At 68.0% G+C, this 19,228-nt stretch carries 23 protein-coding genes and 1 pseudogene; 15 read left to right on the top strand and 9 right to left on the bottom strand.

Translation table 11 applies throughout. The annotated features are described in order from the left end of the window. Window positions 1–24: 24 nt before the first annotated feature. Both WEE69_05275 and WEE69_05270 read right to left on the bottom strand, forming a co-directional pair. The gene (locus WEE69_05275) at window positions 25–972 is read right to left on the bottom strand and encodes an SPFH domain-containing protein (GenBank protein ID MEX1144698.1); all 948 of its coding nucleotides are present in this window, start codon (window positions 970–972) and stop codon (window positions 25–27) included. A 10-nt stretch (window positions 973–982) separates the two neighbouring features. Next, window positions 983–1,447, bottom strand: a complete 465-nt coding sequence (locus WEE69_05270) for an NfeD family protein (GenBank protein ID MEX1144697.1) — start codon at window positions 1,445–1,447, stop codon at window positions 983–985. A 68-nt stretch (window positions 1,448–1,515) separates the two neighbouring features. Between WEE69_05270 and WEE69_05265 the strand changes: the two genes are divergently transcribed. Further along, a complete protein-coding gene (locus WEE69_05265; protein MEX1144696.1) occupies window positions 1,516–2,916 on the top strand; it encodes a CCA tRNA nucleotidyltransferase in 1,401 nt (466 codons plus the stop codon). A gap of 72 nt (window positions 2,917–2,988) precedes the next feature. On the opposite strand, the gene WEE69_05260 is transcribed toward WEE69_05265, so the two are convergent. Genes WEE69_05260 through WEE69_05245 form a run of 4 tightly spaced genes read right to left on the bottom strand, consistent with a single transcriptional unit; the run spans window position 2,989 to window position 6,662 of the window. Further along, window positions 2,989–3,741: a hypothetical protein gene (locus WEE69_05260; protein MEX1144695.1), complete on the bottom strand. Its 753-nt coding sequence runs from the start codon at window positions 3,739–3,741 to the stop codon at window positions 2,989–2,991. Window position 3,742: 1 nt separating this feature from the next. Next, window positions 3,743–4,876 carry a phospholipase D-like domain-containing protein gene (locus WEE69_05255; GenBank protein MEX1144694.1) on the bottom strand — a complete coding sequence of 378 codons (1,134 nt, stop codon included), beginning with the start codon at window positions 4,874–4,876 and terminating at the stop codon, window positions 3,743–3,745. Window positions 4,877–4,923: 47 nt separating this feature from the next. Then, window positions 4,924–6,015, bottom strand: a complete 1,092-nt coding sequence (locus tag WEE69_05250) for an inositol-3-phosphate synthase (GenBank protein ID MEX1144693.1) — start codon at window positions 6,013–6,015, stop codon at window positions 4,924–4,926. Continuing rightward, on the bottom strand, window positions 6,012–6,662 hold the full coding sequence (locus WEE69_05245; protein ID MEX1144692.1) for a helix-turn-helix transcriptional regulator: 651 nt from the start codon (window positions 6,660–6,662) through the stop codon (window positions 6,012–6,014). Before WEE69_05245 ends, WEE69_05250 begins: the two co-directional genes overlap by 4 nt. Before the next feature lie 166 nt (window positions 6,663–6,828). Between WEE69_05245 and WEE69_05240 the strand changes: the two genes are divergently transcribed. From WEE69_05240 to WEE69_05200, 9 genes and pseudogenes are all read left to right on the top strand, one after another. Further along, the gene (locus WEE69_05240) at window positions 6,829–7,191 is read left to right on the top strand and encodes a DUF5318 family protein (GenBank protein MEX1144691.1); all 363 of its coding nucleotides are present in this window, start codon (window positions 6,829–6,831) and stop codon (window positions 7,189–7,191) included. 71 nt (window positions 7,192–7,262) lie between these two features. Continuing rightward, on the top strand, window positions 7,263–8,240 hold the full coding sequence (gene panB / locus WEE69_05235) for a 3-methyl-2-oxobutanoate hydroxymethyltransferase (GenBank protein ID MEX1144690.1): 978 nt from the start codon (window positions 7,263–7,265) through the stop codon (window positions 8,238–8,240). A gap of 25 nt (window positions 8,241–8,265) precedes the next feature. After that, window positions 8,266–8,760: a DUF192 domain-containing protein gene (locus tag WEE69_05230; protein MEX1144689.1), complete on the top strand. Its 495-nt coding sequence runs from the start codon at window positions 8,266–8,268 to the stop codon at window positions 8,758–8,760. Between the two features lie 199 nt (window positions 8,761–8,959). Next, a complete protein-coding gene (gene rpsF, locus WEE69_05225; GenBank protein MEX1144688.1) occupies window positions 8,960–9,280 on the top strand; it encodes a 30S ribosomal protein S6 in 321 nt (106 codons plus the stop codon). A 28-nt stretch (window positions 9,281–9,308) separates the two neighbouring features. Next, window positions 9,309–9,779, top strand: coding sequence for a single-stranded DNA-binding protein (gene ssb / locus WEE69_05220; protein ID MEX1144687.1), 471 nt, complete (start codon window positions 9,309–9,311; stop codon window positions 9,777–9,779). A 2-nt stretch (window positions 9,780–9,781) separates the two neighbouring features. After that, window positions 9,782–10,027, top strand: a pseudogene (gene rpsR / locus WEE69_05215) (30S ribosomal protein S18). A gap of 260 nt (window positions 10,028–10,287) precedes the next feature. Next, the gene (gene rplI / locus WEE69_05210) at window positions 10,288–10,734 is read left to right on the top strand and encodes a 50S ribosomal protein L9 (GenBank protein MEX1144686.1); all 447 of its coding nucleotides are present in this window, start codon (window positions 10,288–10,290) and stop codon (window positions 10,732–10,734) included. A 215-nt stretch (window positions 10,735–10,949) separates the two neighbouring features. Then, entirely contained in the window at window positions 10,950–13,565 is a 2,616-nt protein-coding gene (gene dnaB / locus WEE69_05205) for a replicative DNA helicase (protein MEX1144685.1), read from the top strand. An 8-nt stretch (window positions 13,566–13,573) separates the two neighbouring features. Continuing rightward, a complete protein-coding gene (locus WEE69_05200; protein ID MEX1144684.1) occupies window positions 13,574–14,212 on the top strand; it encodes a DNA-3-methyladenine glycosylase I in 639 nt (212 codons plus the stop codon). Window positions 14,213–14,238: 26 nt separating this feature from the next. Here the strand turns inward: WEE69_05200 and WEE69_05195 are convergent, their stop codons facing one another. Continuing rightward, on the bottom strand, window positions 14,239–15,402 hold the full coding sequence (locus WEE69_05195; GenBank protein MEX1144683.1) for a sulfotransferase: 1,164 nt from the start codon (window positions 15,400–15,402) through the stop codon (window positions 14,239–14,241). 165 nt (window positions 15,403–15,567) lie between these two features. Here WEE69_05195 and WEE69_05190 point away from each other — a divergent pair, with 165 nt between their 5' ends. Then, the gene (locus WEE69_05190) at window positions 15,568–15,744 is read left to right on the top strand and encodes a hypothetical protein (protein MEX1144682.1); all 177 of its coding nucleotides are present in this window, start codon (window positions 15,568–15,570) and stop codon (window positions 15,742–15,744) included. 100 nt (window positions 15,745–15,844) lie between these two features. Further along, a complete protein-coding gene (locus tag WEE69_05185) occupies window positions 15,845–16,108 on the top strand; it encodes a hypothetical protein (GenBank protein ID MEX1144681.1) in 264 nt (87 codons plus the stop codon). Between the two features lie 53 nt (window positions 16,109–16,161). Here WEE69_05185 and nucS read toward each other — a convergent pair whose 3' ends face one another. Further along, window positions 16,162–16,824 (bottom strand): endonuclease NucS, encoded by a 663-nt coding sequence (gene nucS, locus WEE69_05180; GenBank protein MEX1144680.1) that lies wholly within the window; start codon window positions 16,822–16,824, stop codon window positions 16,162–16,164. Between the two features lie 93 nt (window positions 16,825–16,917). Between nucS and WEE69_05175 the strand changes: the two genes are divergently transcribed. The 3 genes from WEE69_05175 to WEE69_05165 are packed head-to-tail and all read left to right on the top strand — an operon-like array spanning window position 16,918 to window position 18,412. Continuing rightward, on the top strand, window positions 16,918–17,439 hold the full coding sequence (locus WEE69_05175; protein MEX1144679.1) for a DUF2269 family protein: 522 nt from the start codon (window positions 16,918–16,920) through the stop codon (window positions 17,437–17,439). A gap of 42 nt (window positions 17,440–17,481) precedes the next feature. After that, window positions 17,482–17,757 carry a hypothetical protein gene (locus tag WEE69_05170; GenBank protein ID MEX1144678.1) on the top strand — a complete coding sequence of 92 codons (276 nt, stop codon included), beginning with the start codon at window positions 17,482–17,484 and terminating at the stop codon, window positions 17,755–17,757. A gap of 19 nt (window positions 17,758–17,776) precedes the next feature. Continuing rightward, entirely contained in the window at window positions 17,777–18,412 is a 636-nt protein-coding gene (locus WEE69_05165) for a hypothetical protein (protein MEX1144677.1), read from the top strand. A gap of 19 nt (window positions 18,413–18,431) precedes the next feature. On the opposite strand, the gene WEE69_05160 is transcribed toward WEE69_05165, so the two are convergent. Beyond that, complete coding sequence (locus WEE69_05160) at window positions 18,432–19,223, bottom strand: hypothetical protein (GenBank protein MEX1144676.1); 792 nt, start codon at window positions 19,221–19,223, stop codon at window positions 18,432–18,434. Window positions 19,224–19,228: the final 5 nt, after the last annotated feature.

The following is a 19,228-nucleotide window of genomic DNA, read 5'->3' as shown; positions in this document are numbered from 1 at the left end:
GGGAAGGGGGAAGTGGTTGGGTGGTTAGGAGGTCGGTGCTGGTTCGACGGCTGCGGGGGATTCGCCGTTGGTGTCGGGCTTGAGCATCTCGGCGAGGCCGCCGATGGCGCCGAAGAGTCCTGACATCTCGGTGGGGAGGAAGATCTTGGTTGCCTTGCCGTCGGCGATCGCTCGCAGCGCTTCCATGTACTTGAGTGCGAGCACGTCGCTCGTTGCGCCGCCTTCATGGATGGCTTCGAACACCGAGCGCACGGCGGCAGCCTCACCTTCGGCCACCGTGGCTTGCCGGATCTTCTCCGCAGTGGCGATCCGCTCGATCGCTTGTCCGCGACCCTCGGCCTCGAGGATGGCTGCCTGCTTGTCGCCCTCGGCTCGCGTGACGGCAGCTTCTCGCACACCGAGTGCTTCGGTCACGACGGCGCGCCGGTCGCGCTCCGCCTTCATCTGGTGGTGCATCGACTGCACGACGTCGGGTGGGGGATCAATGCGCTGGATCTCCACTCGGACGACCCGCGTGCCCCACTTGTCGGTCGCGTCATCGAGGATCTCACGCAGCTTCGTGTTGATCGTCTCGCGCGACGTGAGTGCGGCGTCCAACTCCATGTCGCCGATCACGTTGCGCAGGTTGGTCTGCGCCAGCTTGGTGATCGCGAGCTGGAAGTTGGCGATGTTGTACACGAGTCGCTGCGGGTCGGTGGCCTCGTAGTAGATCACCGCGTCGACCGACACCACGACGTTGTCGGACGTGATCACCTCCTGCGGAGGTACGTCGGTGACCTGCTCGCGCATGTCGACGAGCAGGATGCGGTCGATGAACGGGAGGATCATGCGCAGTCCGGGGTTCACCGCCAGCTTGAACCGCCCGAGGCGCTCGACGACACCTCGCTGGTACGGCCGCACGATGCGAACGGTCTTGGACGCGATCAGGAACAGCAGGAGCAGAACGACACCGACCACGATCGGGACAGTCATGGAAGCTCCTTCAGCTCTCGCTTGTACGCGCGGGCACGACGACGAGCCGGGTGCCACGAACCGCGATGACCTCGATCGCTGCTCCGAGTGGGATGACCTCATTGCCGTCGGTCTCGGCCCGCCACTCGTCGCGCTCGACCCTCACCCGACCGGTGGCGTGGGGCTCGCCCGGGATCTCCTCGATCACCATGCCGGCCCGACCTACCCAGCGAGTTGCACCCTCCTGGGCCTCATGGCTCGGCTGACGGGCGAGCCGTCGGCCGAGCGGGGCGAGCAACGCCAGGGCTCCGGCCGATCCGACAAGGGCGAACGCCCATTGGAGGCCGACCGATGCGTCGAGGAACGCCGCGATGGTCGCGAGGAGCGCCCCGACCGCGAACGACAGCACGAAGAACGTGCCGGGCACGGCGAGCTCGCCGACGGCGAACACAACCACGAGTCCGAGCCAGATCCAACGCCAGGTTTCGATATCCATCCAGCGCGGACCGTACACCTCGTCGACAAACTGCCACCCCGAGGTTTTCCCGCGAGAATGGCGTACCCATGGAGGTGCCCCCGCGGCTAGCCCGCTTCTACGAGCCCGGGGCGCCGACCCGCGAGTTGGCCGAGCGCTTCGTGGCGGCCGGGTTCCGCTGCTACCTCGTGGGTGGCCCGGTCCGTGACGCCTTTCTCGGGCGAAGCGACCCCGATGCTGATGTCGACCTCGCGACGAGTGCCCGACCCGACGACATCGAGCGGATGTTGCGGTCTTGGGCGGATCATGTGTGGCTTCAGGGGAAGCGCTTCGGCACGGTCGGCGGCGAGAAGGACGGCACCAAGTTCGAGATCACGACGTTCCGGGGCGACGTGTACCACCCCGACAACCGCAAGCCCGCAGTCGCGTTCGCCGATGACATCAGGGCCGACCTCTCTCGACGCGACTTCACGATCAACGCGATGGCTCTCGCTCTCCCCGAGCCGCACCTCGAGGACCCGTTCGACGGCGCCTCGGATCTCGCGGCGCGCGTCCTGCGCACGCCGCTGAAACCTGAGGTGTCGTTCACCGACGATCCACTACGGATGCTGCGCGCCGCACGGTTCGTGGCCGCGCTCGACCTTGAGCCCGTGCCCGAGCTCGTTCAGTCGATCGAAGCGTTGCGTCACCGCTTGGAGATCATCAGCGCCGAGCGCATTCGCGACGAGCTGTCGCGGCTGCTCGTGCTCCCCGACCCCAGCAAGGGACTCTGGCTGCTGTGCAGCACGGGGCTGTCCGACGAGTTCCTGCCCGAGCTCAACGCCATGCGGCTCGAGCAAGACCCGATCCACACACACAAGGACGTGCTTGCGCACACGATCGCCGTGGTGCAGAACACTCGGCCCGAGCTACGGGTCCGCCTCGCCGCGCTGTTCCACGACATCGGCAAGCCCAAGACGCGTTCGTTCGCGCAAGGCGGCGTGAGCTTCCACCACCACGAAGTCGTCGGTGCGCGCATGACCGAGGAGCGGATGCGAGCCCTCAGGTTCCCGAACCACCTCATCGAAGAGGTCACGAAGCTGGTGTACCTGCACCTCCGCATCCACACCTACGCGATGGGGTGGACCGACAAAGCGGTGCGCCGCTACGTGCGCGACGCCGGCGCGCTCCTCGACGACCTCAACCACCTGCAGCGCTGCGACTGCACCACGCGCAACAAGCGCAAGGCCGCCGCGCTCGGACGGCGCATCGACGACCTCGAAGCCCGCATCACTGAGCTGCGGGCCAAGGAGGAGCTCGACTCCATCCGCCCGCCACTCGACGGGCGACAGGTGATGGACTTCCTCGGGGTCGAGCCCGGCCGCGTCGTCGGCCAGGCGCTCGAGTTCCTCCTCGAGCTCCGCCTCGACGAAGGCCCGATCGACGAGCCCACCGCCTACCAACACCTCGCCACCTGGGCCCGCGAGCACGACATCACCCCGCGCATCTGACTCCGTGTGCGCGCGCTTCGCGCACGGCTCCCGCAGGCAGACCACAAGGCCCGCGCGACGATGGCGAAGCGGTTACTCATGCGTTCCGGTGGTGTCGGCGGGGATGGCTGGGTCTTCGGTTGGTGCGTGGTGGAGGGCCTTTTCGACCTGGTAGAGGACAACGAGGAAAAAGGTCACGAGCAGGCCGAAGGCGAGGTCGATGCGGAGACCGCCGCGCACGAGGTCTTCGGCCTGCTCGCTCACCGCGAAGAAGATCATCGCGAACAACACGTTGTGGAACACCTTGCCGAGGAAGAGCGGAAGCGCGATCCGGCGGACTCCGTACTTGATCATCGCCAACGGGATGATCACGGTGTCGTCGGGGAGCACCGAGCCGGCCCACATGAACACGATCCACTTGATGTGGCGCGGCTTCTCCTCCGCTTGACGCTCCACCCATCGGTAGAGCCCGCTGCGGTGGAGGTTCGGCTTCTTGCTCAGCACCCGATGCGCGACGTGGTACTTGATGATCTCGCCGAACCCCGCGCCGACGCCGGCCGCGACGCCGAGAACGAGCATGTCGAGCACGCTGGCGCCGCCGAGCGCGGCTGACAGCAGCGGCAGCGTGTACGGGATCTGGATGAACACGGCGCAATTGGAGACGAGCGCGAGCACGAAGATGCCGATCGCGCCGAGACCTTCGGTCGCGTCGAGCACGTCCACGACCGCGTGGTCGAGGTCGCCGAGCACGTGGGTGCGGTCAAGCGTGATCAGCACCGCGAGCGCCACGACTCCGATGGCGAGGTACTTGAGCTCGATGCGGTGGCGGCGGCTCCAGGCGCGCATCTCAGCCGTACGTCGCCCGCCACGCCGAACGGCGCAAGAGGCGGCGGGTCCACGCCCGCACGAGCCAGTGGATGCATCGGTAGGTGAACCACCCGAACGCGGTGCGGGGTATCGGCACGGAGCTGCTCGCGCGCGCATCGGCGACGGCCACCGCCGTGAGCTCGGCGACGAGCGCGGGGTCCCGGGTGAAGACGTTCAGTTCCTTCTGCGCGACCGCCTCGATCTCCTGGTAGTTCAGTGACCCGAAGGCCGCGATCTTGTCGTCCACCACGAGCAGTTTGGCGTGGGTCATCCCGTCGGAGCCCGGATAGCCCAGCACCTCGATATTCGCATGGCGTAGGCGTCGTCGGAGCTTGCGCACCCACACCCGGTTGTGCAGGTGGTTGGGGTGCAGCGGCGTCACGAGGAGCACGCGTACGCCGCGCTGTGCGGCGGCGAGGAGCGCGGTCTCGATGCGGTCGCCGCACAGGTAGGGCGATTCCATGACGATCTGACGGCGCGCTCCGGCGATGAGATCCAGCGCGGCGTCGAGAATGGTTGGTCGCCCGGGGCTGTGGTTGAGCACGTAGTCACCATGGTCGCGCCGCTCCGTGAGAGCGATGGTCTCGCCGGACCACGTGCTCGCGAAGTCGGCCCGCACGTCGCCCACCACGGGGCCCTCGACCCGCACCATGAAGTCGTGCCAGGCGTAGTTGTGCTCGGACACGTTGAGCCCGCCCACGTAGGCGATGCGGTCGTCGAGGATCACCATCTTCTTGTGATCGCGGAACAACAGGTAGCGGTGGAAGCGACCCGCCGGGTTCACCCGTCGGATCGGGATGCCGTGGGACTCGAGCTGATCGAGCAGCTCGGTCCGGCGACGGCGCTCGGTCGTGAGCACCTTCCGACCGCGGATGGAGAAGGGGTACACGTCGTCGGCAATGACCTCGCTGTACCCGTCGAGGATCACCTGCACGTCGACGCCCGCGGCCGAACGATCGAGCAGGAGGTCGGCGAGGACGCGCCCGGCGTCGTCGCCCTCGAACGTCGAGAACTGCACCCGCAGGGACTGGGTGCACGCGGCGACGTCGGTGCGAAGCGCGTCGACGAACGCCTCAGCTCCGACGAAGACGCGTTGGTCCGAGGCGGCGGCCACCGCCTCGGTTTACTCGCCTTTTTGCGCCGCAGGTACCTGCGTCGCGGTCACTCGCCTCTGGCGAAGGCCTCGACCATCTCGCGGGCTTCCTCGTCGCGGTACTGCACCGGTGGCGACTTCATGAAGTACGCCGAAGGGCCGAGGAGCGGTCCGCCGATGCCCCGGTCCATGGCGAGCTTGGCGCAGCGCACCGCGTCGATGATCACCCCGGCCGAGTTCGGCGAGTCCCAGACCTCGAGCTTGAGCTCCAGGTTGAGCGGCACGTCACCGAAGTTGCGGCCCTCGAGCCGGATGTAGCACCACTTCCGGTCGTCGAGCCACGGCACGTGGTCGGACGGGCCGATGTGGACGTTGTCGGCTTCGACCGGCGTGTCCATCTGGCTCGTGACCGCCTGGGTCTTGGAGATCTTCTTGGACTTCAGCCGCTTGCGCTCCAGCATGTTCTTGAAGTCCATGTTGCCGCCGAAGTTCAGCTGGTACGTGCGGTCGAGCTCGACGCCACGGTCCTCGAACAGGCGCGTGAGGATGCGGTGGACGATCGTGGCGCCGACCTGGCTCTTGATGTCGTCACCCACGATCGGGATACCGGCGTCCTCGAACTTCTTCGCCCACTCGGGATCGCTGGCGATGAACACCGGGATGGCGTTCACGAACCCGACGCCGGCGTCGAGGCAGGCCTTGGCGTAGTGCCGTTGGGCGTCCTCGGAACCGACCGGCAGGTAGCTCACGAGCACGTCGGCCTTGGCGTCGCGCAGCGTCTGCGTCACGTCGACGGGCGCCGCCGGCGACTCCTCCACGGTCTCGCGGTAGAACTCGCCGAGGCCGTCGAACGTGGGGCCTCGCAGCACCTGGATGCCGAGGCCGCCGATGTCGGCGAACTTCACGGTGTTGTTCTGCCCGGCGAAGATCGCCTTGCCGAGGTCGAGGCCGACCTTGGCCGCGTCCACATCGAACGCCGCGACGAAGTCGACGTCGCGCACGTGGTAGCCGCCGAGGGCAACGTGCATGAGCCCGGGCACCTCGTCGTTGGGGTCGGCGTCGCGGTAGTACTCGACGCCCTGGACGAGGCTGCTCGCGCAGTTCCCGACTCCGGCGATCGCGACCCGGACCTTCTTGCCATTGGTGTTCGGCGCACTCATGCGGTAGCTCCTTCCTGACCCAACAACCTTTCGGGGCCGCGCTCGGCGGCGATCAGCTCTTCGACCCACTCGAGGTCGCGGTCAGTCGCCCGAGCGCGGTGCTCGATCAGTGACGTGAGATAGCGGTCTTGACTCCGCGGGCGCCCGCCGCGGTCGTGGCGCGCGTCGGATCCACGCACCCGGTCGACGCGGGTTCGCAGTGCGTCACGCCGGCGCTCGAGAAAGCGGAGCCGCGCCTCGGCCGGCGCGTGGCCGCAGAACGCGAGCTTGATGGCGAAGCCCTTGTCGTCGTCGGCGCGCTCGTCGTCGGCGAGGAGGAGCTCCACGAGCAGCGCCTCGCCGCGCTCGGTGATGCGGTACGCCTTGCGGGTCCGACGGCTGCCTTCGGCCCGGCGAGTCCCGGTCCGGCGGCGGGCGGCAGCGCGGTCCCCGGTGATCGAACCGGTGGGGACCGGTGCGGCGGTGAGCGCAGGGCCCGGCTCGACGCTCTCGATCGCGCCTTCTCGCTCGAGCCTGCGCAACGCCGGATACAGCGAGCCGTACGAGACGCCCCAGAGGAACCCGAGGGTCTCTCCCAGGCGCTTCTTCAGCTCGTAGCCGTGCAACGGCTGCTCCTTGAGCAGACCCAGAACGGCGAGCTCCAGCACGGTGGACTCCTGGTGGCGGTGGGGCGTGAGGGGCGATATATCGATTCGATATATCGAAGTGCAAGTATGAAGCATCCTGGGCCTCGGGTCAAGCCTCGGCGGACCCACCCGGCCCGGCCGATCGGACGCGCGCGATCGGTGGAGGCGCTGCATACACTCGCCGCCGATGGGCGACATCGAGTACGTGCTGGCCCGCCGGGCCGTCCTGCGTGACTTGCGCAGCGGGCGACGCGAGCGGATCGACGTCTGCGATGCCCACCCCGAGCTGCTCCGCGCCGGGCGCAACGTGGGCGATCCCGCCGACGGCGATTGCCCCGTCTGCGGCTCCGCCCACCTCCGGCTCGTGTCCTACGTCTACGGCGACGCCCTCCGCCACGCCAACGGTCGCTGCATCACCTCCGACGTCGAGCTCGAGCGGCTGTGCGCCGCCCACGAAGAGTTCTCCCGCTACATCGTCGAGGTCTGCCTCGACTGTCGTTGGAACCACCTCCAGCGCCACGAGCTCCACGGCCGCCGCTACGCGGTGTAGCCCTGCGGTGCCAGAGGCACTCGCCAGGGAGCGAGCGCCTCGAAGAGCGGCGCCGGGTATCCCGGCGCCGAGTGAGCGAGCGAGACAATTCGGGTATCCTCCTGGCGTCGCCGGGAGCCGTCCGTGCCCTGGACGACGGAGGTCACGAGATGGCCGCTGAGGCTCGTCCCAAGGCCCGTGTCACTGCGCCCGCGGTTTCGGCGCGCAAGTCACACGAAACCCCACTCGTCATGGTCACCGCGTACGACGCGCCGACGGCGCGCATCGCGGACGCCGCCGGGGTCGACATGATCCTGGTGGGCGACTCGGTCGCGAATGTGGTGCTCGGGTACGAGGACACGCTCCAGGTCACGACCGACGACATCGCTCACCACGTCGGAGCGGTGGCTCGAACCGAGCCCCTGGCCCTCGTCGTCGGCGACCTCCCGTGGCTCAGCTACCACGTGTCGACGTCCGACACCGTGCGCAACGCGGCGACGCTCGTTCGGGCGGGTGCAGGTGCGGTGAAGCTCGAGGGCGGGCGCAAGCGCCTCGAGGCCGTGCAGGCCATCCTCGACGCCGAGATCCCGGTGATGGGCCACCTCGGCCTCACGCCCCAGTCCGTGCATGCGCTCGGCGGCTTCCGGGTACAGGGCAAGGACCTCGACACCGCGCGCACGATCGTGGACGACGCGGTCGCGCTCGCCGAGGCTGGTTGCTTCGCAGTCGTGCTCGAGTGCGTGCCCGACGCCGTGGCCCGGCTCGTGACCGACACGATCCCGGTGCCGACCATCGGCATCGGGGCAGGCCGCCACTGCGACGGCCAGGTCCTCGTGATGCACGACCTGCTCGGCCTCGAGCAGCGGGCGACGCCGAAGTTCGTCCGGCGCTACGCCGACCTTGCGACCGATGCCATCGCCGCGGTGACGCAGTTTGCCGACGACGTGCGTACCGGTCGGTTCCCGTCGAGCAGCGAGACGTACCACGCCGCGGACACGGTGAGTGAGTCGCTGAACCTCTATACCGGCGACGCAGGCGAGGACGCCCCGAGCGAGCGCACGCCTGCCTAGAAGGAAGATCGACCCGTTCATTGTCGTGACGTCGATCCTCAAGTTGACAGCGGTCGTCCTCGCCGCGGTGTTCGTGAACGGCGGAGAACTGGCTCCGGGATCGCGCGGTGCAAGGATCGCCGAAGCGGTCATCGACGCCCGAGCGGCTGATGAGCCTTTCCCGCATCTCACGGAGACCCGCCTGAAGGTCGGAGGCACACGCCGGCGCGTGGTGGTCGCCGACGGTTCGGGCGAGCGTTCCGAAGGAATGCGTCGACGCGAGACGCTCGGGCCCTACGACGGCATGCTCTTCGCCTACCTCGAACCGGTGCAGATCTCGTTCACGATGTCGACGGTGCCGGTCCCGCTCGACATCGCCTTCTACGACGCCAAGGGGAGGTTCGTCTCGCGGCTGCGCATGGAACCGTGTGCCGGCAGCGAGGAGGACTGTCCCGTGTACCGCGCCGACGGCGAGTTCCGGTACGCGCTCGAGACCCTGGCCGGGGATCTCCCGCGGGGAGGTTTGCGCGCGGCCGCCTGAGTGCCGAGCCCACCTGTCACACCCTGCTCCTACGGTTGTCGGGATGGCACTGCGTCGATCGTCACCGTCCCATTGGGGTCTCAGGCCTGCCACTGGTAGCCTCGACCCCTCGACATCCCACCTGCTCCCACGCCCGGCCCTGCCGGTGACGTCGGGAGCCCACCGGGACCACCCGGCGGTCCGAAGGAGGCACGGCTGAATGCGGCCGTACGAGGTCATGGTCATCTTCGACGCGGACGTGGAGCCCGACCTCATTCGGGCCGCGGTCGACCGCCACGCGAAGTCGCTCACGTCGGCTGGTGCCGAACTCGGCACCGTCGATCACTGGGGCAAGCGGCGGTTCGCGTACCGACTCAAGCACCGGTGGGAGGGCTACTACGTCGTCCTCCAGGCCCGAGCTGAGCCGGCTGCGATGGACGAGCTCGGCCGCGTGCTCTCGCTGGCCGACGAGGTGCTCCGCCACAAGATCCTGCGAATCCCCGAAGCGGTGTACGGCAAGACCGCTACGACGAGCTCGTAGCGGCGGACGAACGAGCAGAGAGGTCCAGATGGCCGACAACACCGTCACCGTCGTTGGGAACGTCACCCGCGACCCCGAGATGCGTTACACCGCGGGCGGCGCCGCCAACTGCAGCTTCGGCATCGCCGTGAACCGCCGGTGGATGAACCGTCAGACGAACGAGTGGGAGGAGCGCGTCAGCTTCTTCAACGTCGTGTGCTGGCGTGAGATGGCCGAGAACGTCTCCGAGTCGCTCGGCAAGGGGGCGCGCGTGGTCGTGACGGGCCGCCTCGAGCAGCGATCGTGGGAGACCGACAACGGCGAGAAGCGCAGCGTGGTCGAGATCGCGGCCGATGAGGTCGGTCCGAGCCTGCGCTGGGCGACCGCGACCATCACGAAGAACGAGCGCCGCGGCGGCGGCGCTGGTGGTCCTGGTGGTGGCGGGGGAGGCGGCGGCGGTGAGCCGGCGCGCACGCCCTCGGCACCCCCGGCCGACGACTTCGGCGAGGAGCCCTTCTAACCATGGCCCGACCGAGAACACGCACGAAGCGTGAGGACCGCGACCGGCGTCCGAAGAAGAAGGTGTCGATCCTCGACCAGGAGTCGATCGAGTGGATCGACTACAAGGACGTCAACCTGCTGCGGCGGTTCATGTCCGAGCGGGCCAAGATCCGGGCGCGCCGCGTCACCGGGAATGACGCCCAGCAGCAGCGCGCGGTCGCGAAGGCGATTCGTGTCGCCCGCGAGATGGCCCTGTTGCCGTACTCGGTGCGCCAGGTCACGCACCGCTCGAAGGGCAAGCGCGGCGACCGCGATGGCGGCACGCTCCGCGACTTCCGCGATCAGCCCCGTACGGGTGGTGGCGACGGGATGGATGCGCCTCCCGAGCCCGCGCCTGACCTGGCGACAGCCGAGCTCGACCTTGATCTCGATGCGGCCATGGCACCTCCGTCTCCCGAAGACATCGGCACGGTCGAGGTGGACGACGCGGTCGCCGTCGAGGTCGATGTGCCGGCTGAGGACGCGTCGTGAAGATCGTCTTGCGAGAAGACGTCGACAACCTCGGACACAAGGGTGACCTGCTCGAAGTGGCCGACGGGTACGCGCGCAACTACCTCGTCCCGCGCGGTCTGGCGCTCAAGGCGTCGAAGGGGATCGTCAAGCAAGCCGAGGCGATGCGGAGGAGTCGTGAGGCACGCGACGTGCGCGACCGCGCCGGGGCCGAGGAGGTCGTCGTGCGTCTCGCTGGCGTCCGCATCGAGATTCGCGCCCGCGCGGGCGCGGGCGGCAAGCTGTTCGGCTCGGTCACGTCGGGCGACATCGCCGAAGAAGTGCTCGCGCAGAGCGGCGTCGAGCTCGACCGCCGAAAGATCGAGCTTTCTGAGCCGCTCAAGGAGCTCGGTGCCGCCGAAGTCGCGGTGCGGCTCCACCCCGACGTGAGCGCGACGCTCCAGGTCGAGGTCGTCGCCGGATAGGCGTAAACGCCAGTTGACCAGCGCCTTCGCGCTGTCACACCCCGCCGCGATCATCGTGGCATGGACCAGTTCATCCACAAGCCTGTGGATATCCAAGCCCTTGGTCCACAAGGAAATCGCTCTACCAATCCCCAGGCGCAGCGGCGGATACTGCGCGCTCACGCATCCAGCGGTTACCTCCGGCGAGCGATGCCGGGACAGGGGGAGGGGACGCGGTGGTCCAAGCGCTAGAGCCCGTGCAACGGCGCGCGCCGGGCCGCGTCCCTCCGCACAACCTCGAGGCGGAGGAGTCGCTCCTCGGCGCGATGTTGCTCTCGCGCGACGCGATCTCGGCGGCCACCGAAGCGCACGTCGACGCCAGCGACTTCTACAAGCCCGCGCACGGACACGTGTACGAGGCCGTGATGTCCCTCTACGGACAGGGCGAGCCCGTCGACCCGGTCACCGTCGCCGACGAGCTCCGGCGCGCGGAGCTGCTCGACGCGCTTGGAGGGCGCCAGACACTGCTGCGTCTCCAGACGGGAACGCCGGCGTCGGCGAACGCCAGCCACTACGCCACGATCGTGAACGAGCTCGCGCTGCTCCGGCGCCTCATCGCGGTCGCCGGCGACATCGCGGAGATGGGATACGACGACTCATCGGAGGTCGCGGAGACGCTCGACCGCGCCGAGTCCCTCGTGTTCGAGGTCGCGGAGCGGCGCGTGTCCGAGTCCATGGTGGGTGTGTCGGTCGCGCTGCAGGACACGCTGGACCAGCTCGAGGCGCTCTACGGGAGCGAGGGCGAGATCACCGGTGTGCAGACCGGCTACCTCGATCTCGACCACCTCTTGCTTGGCCTTCAACCGTCGAACCTGATCGTGGTCGCGGCACGACCGGGGATGGGCAAGTGCGTCGCCTGGGACACCCTCGTCATCGACGCCGCCACTGGCGACCTCCGAACTGCCGAGCAGATGCATCGTCTTGGCCAGGCCGGCACGTCCGGGCAGGTGCTTGCGCTTGGTAACGACTGGAAGCTCGCCCCTGCAACCCCGTCGGCATTCATCGATGACGGTGTCAAGCCTGTCTTCCGCGTCGTGACGCGGTCAGGTCGCGTCATCCGCACGACGGCCTCCCACCCGTTCCTCACACCAGTTGGTTGGCGCCCGCTCGCAGATGTGGCCGTGAACACACGGGTCGCGGTACCGCGGACGATCCCTGTCTTCGGAAACGAGGCGATGCCAGAGGCCGAGATCGTGCTCCTGGCGTTTCTCATCGGTGACGGCTGCCTTCGGAACACCAGCCCGAGAATGACAACCGCGTCTCCTGCCGTGCTGGCAGAGCTGACCGAGCAATGCGAGCAGCTCGGGGCTTCCGTCCGTCCGAATGGGAAATACTCGTATCGGCTGGTGACGCGGCGCGGAGCGCCCAACCCTGTCATCGACTCCTGCCGCCGCCACGGCGTGTGGGGCAAGACGGCGCACGACAAGCGAATCCCCGAAGCGATCTTCCGGCTGTCGCGGGAGAACCTCGCCCTCTTCCTCAATCGGCTGTTCGCGACCGACGGCTCGGCGTGGGTCGACAAGAACGGATTCACGCAGATCGAGTACTGCTCGGTCTCAGAGCCACTTGCGCGGGCGGTGCAGCACCTGCTGCTTCGCTTCGGCGTTCTCTCTCGTTTGCGATCACGGAAGATCGCGTACAAGGGGAGTCGCCGGCCCGCGTGGAGCGTCGGGATCACCACCCACGAATCGCTGCTCACCTTCTGCGACCAGATCGGCATTCTCGGGCGCGAGCCCGCTGTCGAGCGAGTGCGTGCAGCCGTGAGCGGTCGTTACGCCAACCCAAACCTCGACACCCTGCCAATCGAGACGTGGCAGCGAATCCTCGCCGTCAAGGGCCAACGGTCGTGGGCGTCGATCTCGTCCGCCGCCGGGCGCGCTCGCAATCACAACTGGCACGTCGGACGTCGATCCCCGGGGCGGGGCATCGTCGAGGAGCTCTCGACGGTCCTCGAATCCCCGGATCTTCAGAAGATCGCCTCCTCCGACATCTATTGGGACGAGGTCGTTTCGATCGACTTCGATGGAAACGAGCAGGTCTACGACCTGACCGTGCCCGAGCTGCACAACTTCGTTGCCGGCGACGTCGTCGTTCACAACTCGGCCTTCGCCCTCGGCGCCGCGGCGAACGTCGCGATGACCGCCCGCCGCCCGGTGATGTTCTTCTCGATGGAGATGGGTGTGCTCGAGCTCACGAAGCGGCTGCTCGCGGGAGAAGCGCGCGTCGATGCTCGTCGTCTGCAGACCGGTGACATCCCCGAAGCCGACTGGGGCCGGCTGTCGCACGCGGTCGGCCGGCTGGCCGAGACGCCGCTCTACATCGACGACAACCCCCATTGCACCGTCATGGAGATGCGAGCGAAGGCCCGTCGCGCCAAGGCCCGCCACGGTGATCTCGGGCTCATCGTGGTCGACTACCTCCAGCTCATGACGCCGAGCACCAGCAAGCGCATGGAGAACCGGCAGGTCGAGGTGGCGGAGATCTCGCGTGGCCTCAAGATCCTCGCCCGCGAGCTCGACTGCCCGGTCATGGCGCTCTCGCAGCTCAACCGCCAACTCGAGTACCGCCAGGACAAGCGCCCGATGCTGGCCGACCTTCGTGAGTCAGGCGGCCTGGAGCAGGACAGTGACGTCGTCCTCTTCATCTACCGAGATGAGGTGTACAACCCGGAGTCGGAGCAGCGCGGCAGCGCCGAGATCATCGTGTCGAAGCACCGAAACGGCCCGACCGGCGTCACGCGGCTCGCGTTCCTCGACCACTTCGTGAAGTTCGCCAATATGGCGAGGGAGTAGCCGAATCGTTGGCTGATGTCGTGCGCGGCGTCGACGGCGTCCGGCGCTGCTCGTGGGGTGCGGCGCCACCGGAGTACGCGGCCTACCACGACGACGAGTGGGGCCGACCGGTCACGGACGACACTCGGATCCTCGAGAAGGTTTGCCTAGAGGGCTTCCAGTCCGGACTGTCGTGGCTCACGATTTTGCGCAAGCGAGAAGGATTCCGAAGCGCGTTCGCGATGTTCGATCCGGCCACGGTTGGCGCGTTCGGGAAACAGGAGTTGAAGCGCCTCCTCGGCGACGCAGCGATCGTGCGGCACCGGGGCAAGATCGAAGCGGTGATCGCCAACGCGGTCGCCACGGTTGAGATCCAGCGGGAGGGCGGATCGCTGGCGGCACTGTTTTGGTCGTTCGCACCCCGGCCGGCCACCCGGCGCCGAGCACCGAGGACGCTCGCCGAGGTCCCCGCGGCAACCGAAGAGTCCGCCGCGCTTTCGAAGGAGCTCCGGCGCCGCGGCTTTCGTTTCGTCGGCCCTACCACGGCCTACGCCGCGATGCAGTCGCTCGGCCTCGTGAACGACCACCTCGTGGGGTGCGCATCTCGACCCCGGTGCGAGGAAGCGCGGCGCGCGGTTCCTGCGGCGTTGTTCGCGTCGGCGAGCTAGCAGCGCGACGATCCAGCGACCCGCCCTCACCCGGTGAAGTTTTGCGCGCCGCTCGTGGTGAACCTGCTGCGATACGTGGCAAAGCGGTCGCGCAATGCCCCGGCGTCCAAGCCCAGCGCGTCGAGGTCGTACCGGTGTCGGCCGTGCTCTCCGTGTGGGTGCTCCGCGAGGTATCCGCGCATCGCAGACTCGGCGCTGGGCGTGAGCTCGTCGCCACCGCGCTCGTACACCGACCGAACCGCGGCGATCGGGTCGGCAACGAGGTCGTCGTACGCGACGTCCACGAATATGGCGTCGTCGTGGGTGCCGCGCCAGGTCATCACGCGCTCCACGAGCTCGGCGGCGACCGCGGTCCAGTGCGCGTTGATGTACGCGCCGTGGTCGGCGTCGCTGAACGTTCCCGAGAGCGAGCGGACGAGGCTGCACAGCGAGGCGACCACGGTCACCGGGTCGCGGTGCGTCATCACGAGCCGAGCGTCGGGGTAGCGCGCGAGCAGGGCGTCGAGTTCGAGGCAGTGCTGCGGCGTCTTGAGCGCCCACCGCCCCGGCGCGCCCGACTGCAGCAGGCACAGCACATCGTGGTGGTACTCGTAGGCCGAAGCCTGGTCGCACGCCAGCAGCCACTCGCCGTACGAGGGCACGTTGGCGACGCACTCCCACAGCAGGCTCTTGAAGTCCTGGGCCAGCACGGCCACGCACTCGGTCGGTCCATCCGGCGCTTCGTAGTGGATGGCACGGAACCCCGGATTCAGCGCGTCGAGCATGCCGGCGTCCACCCGGGCGGCCTCCACGCGCGGATCGGTCGTGAATGTCGCAGCCTGCGGCGGGGGTACGGAGTCCATTGCCTCCCATCGCATGAGCGACCGCGTGGCCGGGTCGCGGTGGAAGAGCTCGCTCAGCAGGGTCGTGCCGGTGCGCGGAAGGCCCAGCACGATGATCGGCCGCTCGACCGGTGCGTCGCGCAGCGTCGGGTGCTCCTTCAGCCAGGCAGTGACGCGCAGCCGGTTCACGAGGCATTTCGTGATCTGAGCCTCGATCGCCACCGCGCCCAGCTCCGAGAGCTGGGCCTCGTCGTTCAGCGACCCGATGAAGTTCTCGAGGCCCTCCCGAAACGAGTTCGCCCCGAAGTCGTCGATCCCGGCCTGGTCGCACGCTCCAGCGACGACCGCGGCGAGGTCCACGACGTTCATGGTGTCAGTCGCGGCCGGCGATCGCTCGGTCTGTGCCCGCAGACTCCAGCTTCGTTCGTGGGTCGGAACCTGTCGCACGGGGCGTCCGAGATCCACCACATCGTGGGGAGGCGCTCGTATCCTGCGGCACGCGAGCCCGTCGGACTCGCGTGCAAAGGAGGAGTCATGCTCGCACTCAGTGCACTTGGCGCAACGGTCACGGCGATCTTGTACGTCTTGTCGTTCGCGGCGTTCGTCATGGCCGCGGTCGGCTGGAGCCACGCGAGGTTGTCGAACCTCGTGGCGATCGGCCTGGCCCTGTACGTGTTCGTACAAGCTTGGAACGCAGTCGCGGCCGCCTGACCGGGGCCCGACGCGGCCGAGCGCCGGCCACGGGGCGTGGGAATCGATGCGCGTCATCCTCGCACCGGTTACCTTCCCGGCCGATAGAAGGTCACAACTCGTGACCATCCACATTTCCGTCGAGAAGCACTTCTACGCTTCTCGACGGCCCTCATCAGAGGGATCACAGGAAAAGGGGGGCGAAGTGCTCGCCATTGACCAGCTTGGTACCACCGTTACGTTCATCTTCTACGCCGTTGCAATCGTTGCCTTCGCGCTGGGCGCGCTAGGCGTTGCGCTGCACGAGAAGGTGTCGAACCTGGTCGCTCTCGGCCTGTTCGCTGCTTTCTTCGTGCCGTTCTGGAACTCCATGGCGGCTCTCTAGAAGACACCGAGGGCGTGTCGGGGGGGGGGGGGCCCCCCCCCCCCCCGACCACCTCACTCGAACAGCGTGAGGTCGGCGGGTGCACCGCCGCGAAGCGCTTCGAGATCGATCTCCACGCACACCACCCCGCGGCTCTCGGCGAACACGCGGGCCTGCGGCTTGATGCGCGTCGCCGCGAGCATCCCGAGCGTGGGCGCGAGCGTGCCGTCACGATCCAGGCGCTCCTGGTAGCGGAGCAGCTGCTCCACGCCGGCGATCTCGCCGACGCGCTTCACCTCGACCACGACCGCACGTCCGTCGCCGTCGCGGCACAGCAGGTCCACCGGCCCGAGATCGGTCGGGTACTCCCGGCGCACCAGCTTGAGGTCCTCGCGTAAAGCGGCGACGCGGGCGGCCAGCAGCTCTTGGAGCTCGGTCTCCACTCCGTCCTTGGCCAGTCCGGGATCGTCGCCCAACTCGAACTGCTCGTCGAAGAGCACGTCGTGGAGCTCGATCCTCAGCTGCTCACCCCGCGGGTTCGTCACGCTGATCGTGCCGGCGCCCTCGATGATCGTGCACGGCGGGTTCATCCAGTTCAGCGGCTTGTAGGCCTTCGCGTCGGCGTGGATGGCGATCGACCCGTCGGCCTTGAAGACGATCAGGCGCCGCGCCCTCGGGAGCCGGGCGCCGAGCCGGCCGTCGTACTCCACCGAGCACTCGACGACGACGAGGCGCACCGACGCGTTGTACCACGACCCAGTGCTCCTTCGCCGGAACGTCGTCGCCCTCTACGATGCCGCGGTCGAGCACCGCCGACAGGAGAGGGAGCCGTGTTCGCCGCAGTCTCCGACACCGCGTACGACATCGTGCTGGTCCTGCACATCCTCTGCGCCATCATCGGGTTCGGGGGCGTTGCCCTTGCCGGCATCTACGACCAACAGTCCCGGGCTCGTGGGGGTAGCGAGGGGTTCGCCATCTTCCAGGCCAACCTGCTGGTGACGAGAGTGGCTTCGTACTTCATCTACGCGGTCTTCCTCCTCGGGATCCTGCTCGTGCTGCTCAGCGACGACGTGATCGGGTTCGGTGACACGTGGATCTGGCTGGCCATCGTGATCTTCGTTGCCGCCGTCGGTGCAGTCCACGCCCTGCTGTTCCCGCGGTTGAAGCGGGTGGAGGGCTTGTTGGCGGGACTTCTCTCGGCCGTGCCCCCCGCGGGTGCCGGCGGCCCGCCGCCCCAGGGCGCCGAGCTCGCGCGGGTCGGCAGGCAGGTCGGGATCATCAGCACCGCGCTCAATCTTGCGACGCTCGTGATCCTCATCCTCATGGTGACCAAACCGGGCATCGGTGGCTGACACGATCGGCAGGCGGCCGCCGACCACCCGTACCATGACGGCGTGGACTTCTACGGCGACGTCCTGCTCGAGCTCATCACCGCGACCGGTGCTGCGCTCTTCGTCGCCAACGCGTACGCGCTCTTCAAGCGGCGCGGTGATCGTCAACGTGCCGCGCGCGAAGACGTGAAGCGGGCACGACCAGGCAGCCCGGTTCGCTCGCAGGTGAGAGTGGCCACCACCGGCAACCTGGCGCAGGTGCCCGTCGGCCGTAGCGTTGCGTACATGATGATCGGCCTCCTCGTCTTCGTATGGGGAATCGCGAGCATCACCACTTGATCGTTGTCTTGGAGGGACCATGACCGGACCGACGGATCCCGACGCAACCAAGCCGTTCGAGGGCGACGCCACACAGCCGGCCACGCGCGTACCCGACGCCACCGAGCCAGTGACCCGGGCACCCGCCGGACCACCGACCGGAAGACCGCCGCAGGGACCGATCGACTACGACGACGATGACGATCGCCGGAGCTGGTGGCCGATCGCGGCCGGCGTCCTCGTGCTCGGGATCGTCGTCGGCGTGGGCATCGCGCTGCTCGCCGGAGGTGGTGACGATAAGAAGAGCGCCACCACGACCACGTCGAGCTCGACCACGACGTCGTCCACCACCACGACCACGGGGCCGCCGCCGACGTCTCCCCCGACCACTCCGCAAGCACCCGGCCAGGTCACCAACGTCGTCGGCGAGCCCGGCGGTGGGAGCGGCGAGGTGAGCCTCCATTGGGACTCGGTGCCCGGGGCCGCGACCTACCGCATCTACCGGACGTTCACGCAAGGCACGACGGGCTCGCTCGTCGCCACCGTGAGCGACCCGTCATACGTCGACGTGCCCGGACAGAAGGCCTACTACCAGGTGAGCGCGGTGGGCTCGGGTGGGCTCGAAGGGCAACGCTCGGTGGAGACGTGTGGCGCGCCCGTCGGCGAGATGTGCTGATCGCGCCAACGGGGAACGGCTACTCCGAGACTGCGAAGTGCCCGAGCCAGACCGGTGCGATGTTGGGGTCGATCACCATCGAGTGGAACCGACCCGACTTGAGCTTCGCGGCGTCGATGCCCTCGCCTTCGCCGGGCACGTGCCCGCCGCTGCCAAGGTCGTCGACTTGGCCGGTCTCGAGATCCACGCGGTAGAGCTCGTTCGTGGGGTTCGACGTCGAGATCCACGCGTACCCGCCGGACACGTCACACCCCTGGGCCTTGTCGACGAACAGGCTCATGGCGATCGGCTCGAGCGGCGCCCAGTCCTTGCGGACGTCGTAGCGCAGCAGCTCTTGCCCGCCGAAGTTGTCGAACGAGTAGGCGATCATCGTCTTCGGGTCGACGGTGACGAATGAGTTCTCGTTCTGTGCGACCGTCACATAGTCGACGAGTTCGAGCGTCTTGAGGTTGTAGCGCGCCGTGACCTGCTCCCCGCGTGTGTAGTCCCCCTGCTCGAGCGGCGCGTAGATGAACTTGCCCACCACGTCGATGTCGCCGACGTGGTTGTAGCCCTGGGTGGCGAGCTCGCTCGGGATCGGTCGCCGGTTGACTTTCACCTCTTTGAACTTCTCGTCGACCCGGGCGATGAGGAAGCGCGCGGTGACGATCCAGCCGCCCTTCACCCGCGCGATGCCCTGCGAGTACGCAGCGGAGATCTCTTCTTCGGACTTGAGCGTGGCCGCCGGCGCCGCCGCGGCAACTCCCGCGGTGGCGAACACCGTCACCAACGCCGCCGCGATCAGCCCATGAACCCGCATCCCCCCGAACACGCCGC

It is taken from the genome of Acidimicrobiia bacterium (genome assembly GCA_040881685.1).
GTDB lineage: Bacteria > Actinomycetota > Acidimicrobiia > IMCC26256 > PALSA-555 > SHVJ01.
The sequence above is the reverse complement of the archived record's forward strand: the minus strand, read 5'-3'. Positions and strand labels throughout refer to the sequence as shown.

Bases quoted from the DNA above. Each gene is read 5' to 3' on its own strand.
- WEE69_05275 (MEX1144698.1), bottom strand. From the start codon at position 972: ATGACTGTCCCGATCGTGGTCGGTGTCGTTCTGCTCCTGCTGTTCCTG.
- WEE69_05270 (MEX1144697.1), bottom strand. From the start codon at position 1,447: ATGGATATCGAAACCTGGCGTTGGATCTGGCTCGGACTCGTGGTTGTG.
- WEE69_05265 (MEX1144696.1), top strand. From the start codon at position 1,516: ATGGAGGTGCCCCCGCGGCTAGCCCGCTTCTACGAGCCCGGGGCGCCG.
- WEE69_05260 (MEX1144695.1), bottom strand. From the start codon at position 3,741: ATGCGCGCCTGGAGCCGCCGCCACCGCATCGAGCTCAAGTACCTCGCC.
- WEE69_05250 (MEX1144693.1), bottom strand. From the start codon at position 6,015: ATGAGTGCGCCGAACACCAATGGCAAGAAGGTCCGGGTCGCGATCGCC.
- WEE69_05240 (MEX1144691.1), top strand. From the start codon at position 6,829: ATGGGCGACATCGAGTACGTGCTGGCCCGCCGGGCCGTCCTGCGTGAC.
- rpsF (MEX1144688.1), top strand. From the start codon at position 8,960: ATGCGGCCGTACGAGGTCATGGTCATCTTCGACGCGGACGTGGAGCCC.
- ssb (MEX1144687.1), top strand. From the start codon at position 9,309: ATGGCCGACAACACCGTCACCGTCGTTGGGAACGTCACCCGCGACCCC.
- WEE69_05195 (MEX1144683.1), bottom strand. From the start codon at position 15,402: ATGAACGTCGTGGACCTCGCCGCGGTCGTCGCTGGAGCGTGCGACCAG.
- WEE69_05190 (MEX1144682.1), top strand. From the start codon at position 15,568: ATGCTCGCACTCAGTGCACTTGGCGCAACGGTCACGGCGATCTTGTAC.
- WEE69_05165 (MEX1144677.1), top strand. From the start codon at position 17,777: ATGACCGGACCGACGGATCCCGACGCAACCAAGCCGTTCGAGGGCGAC.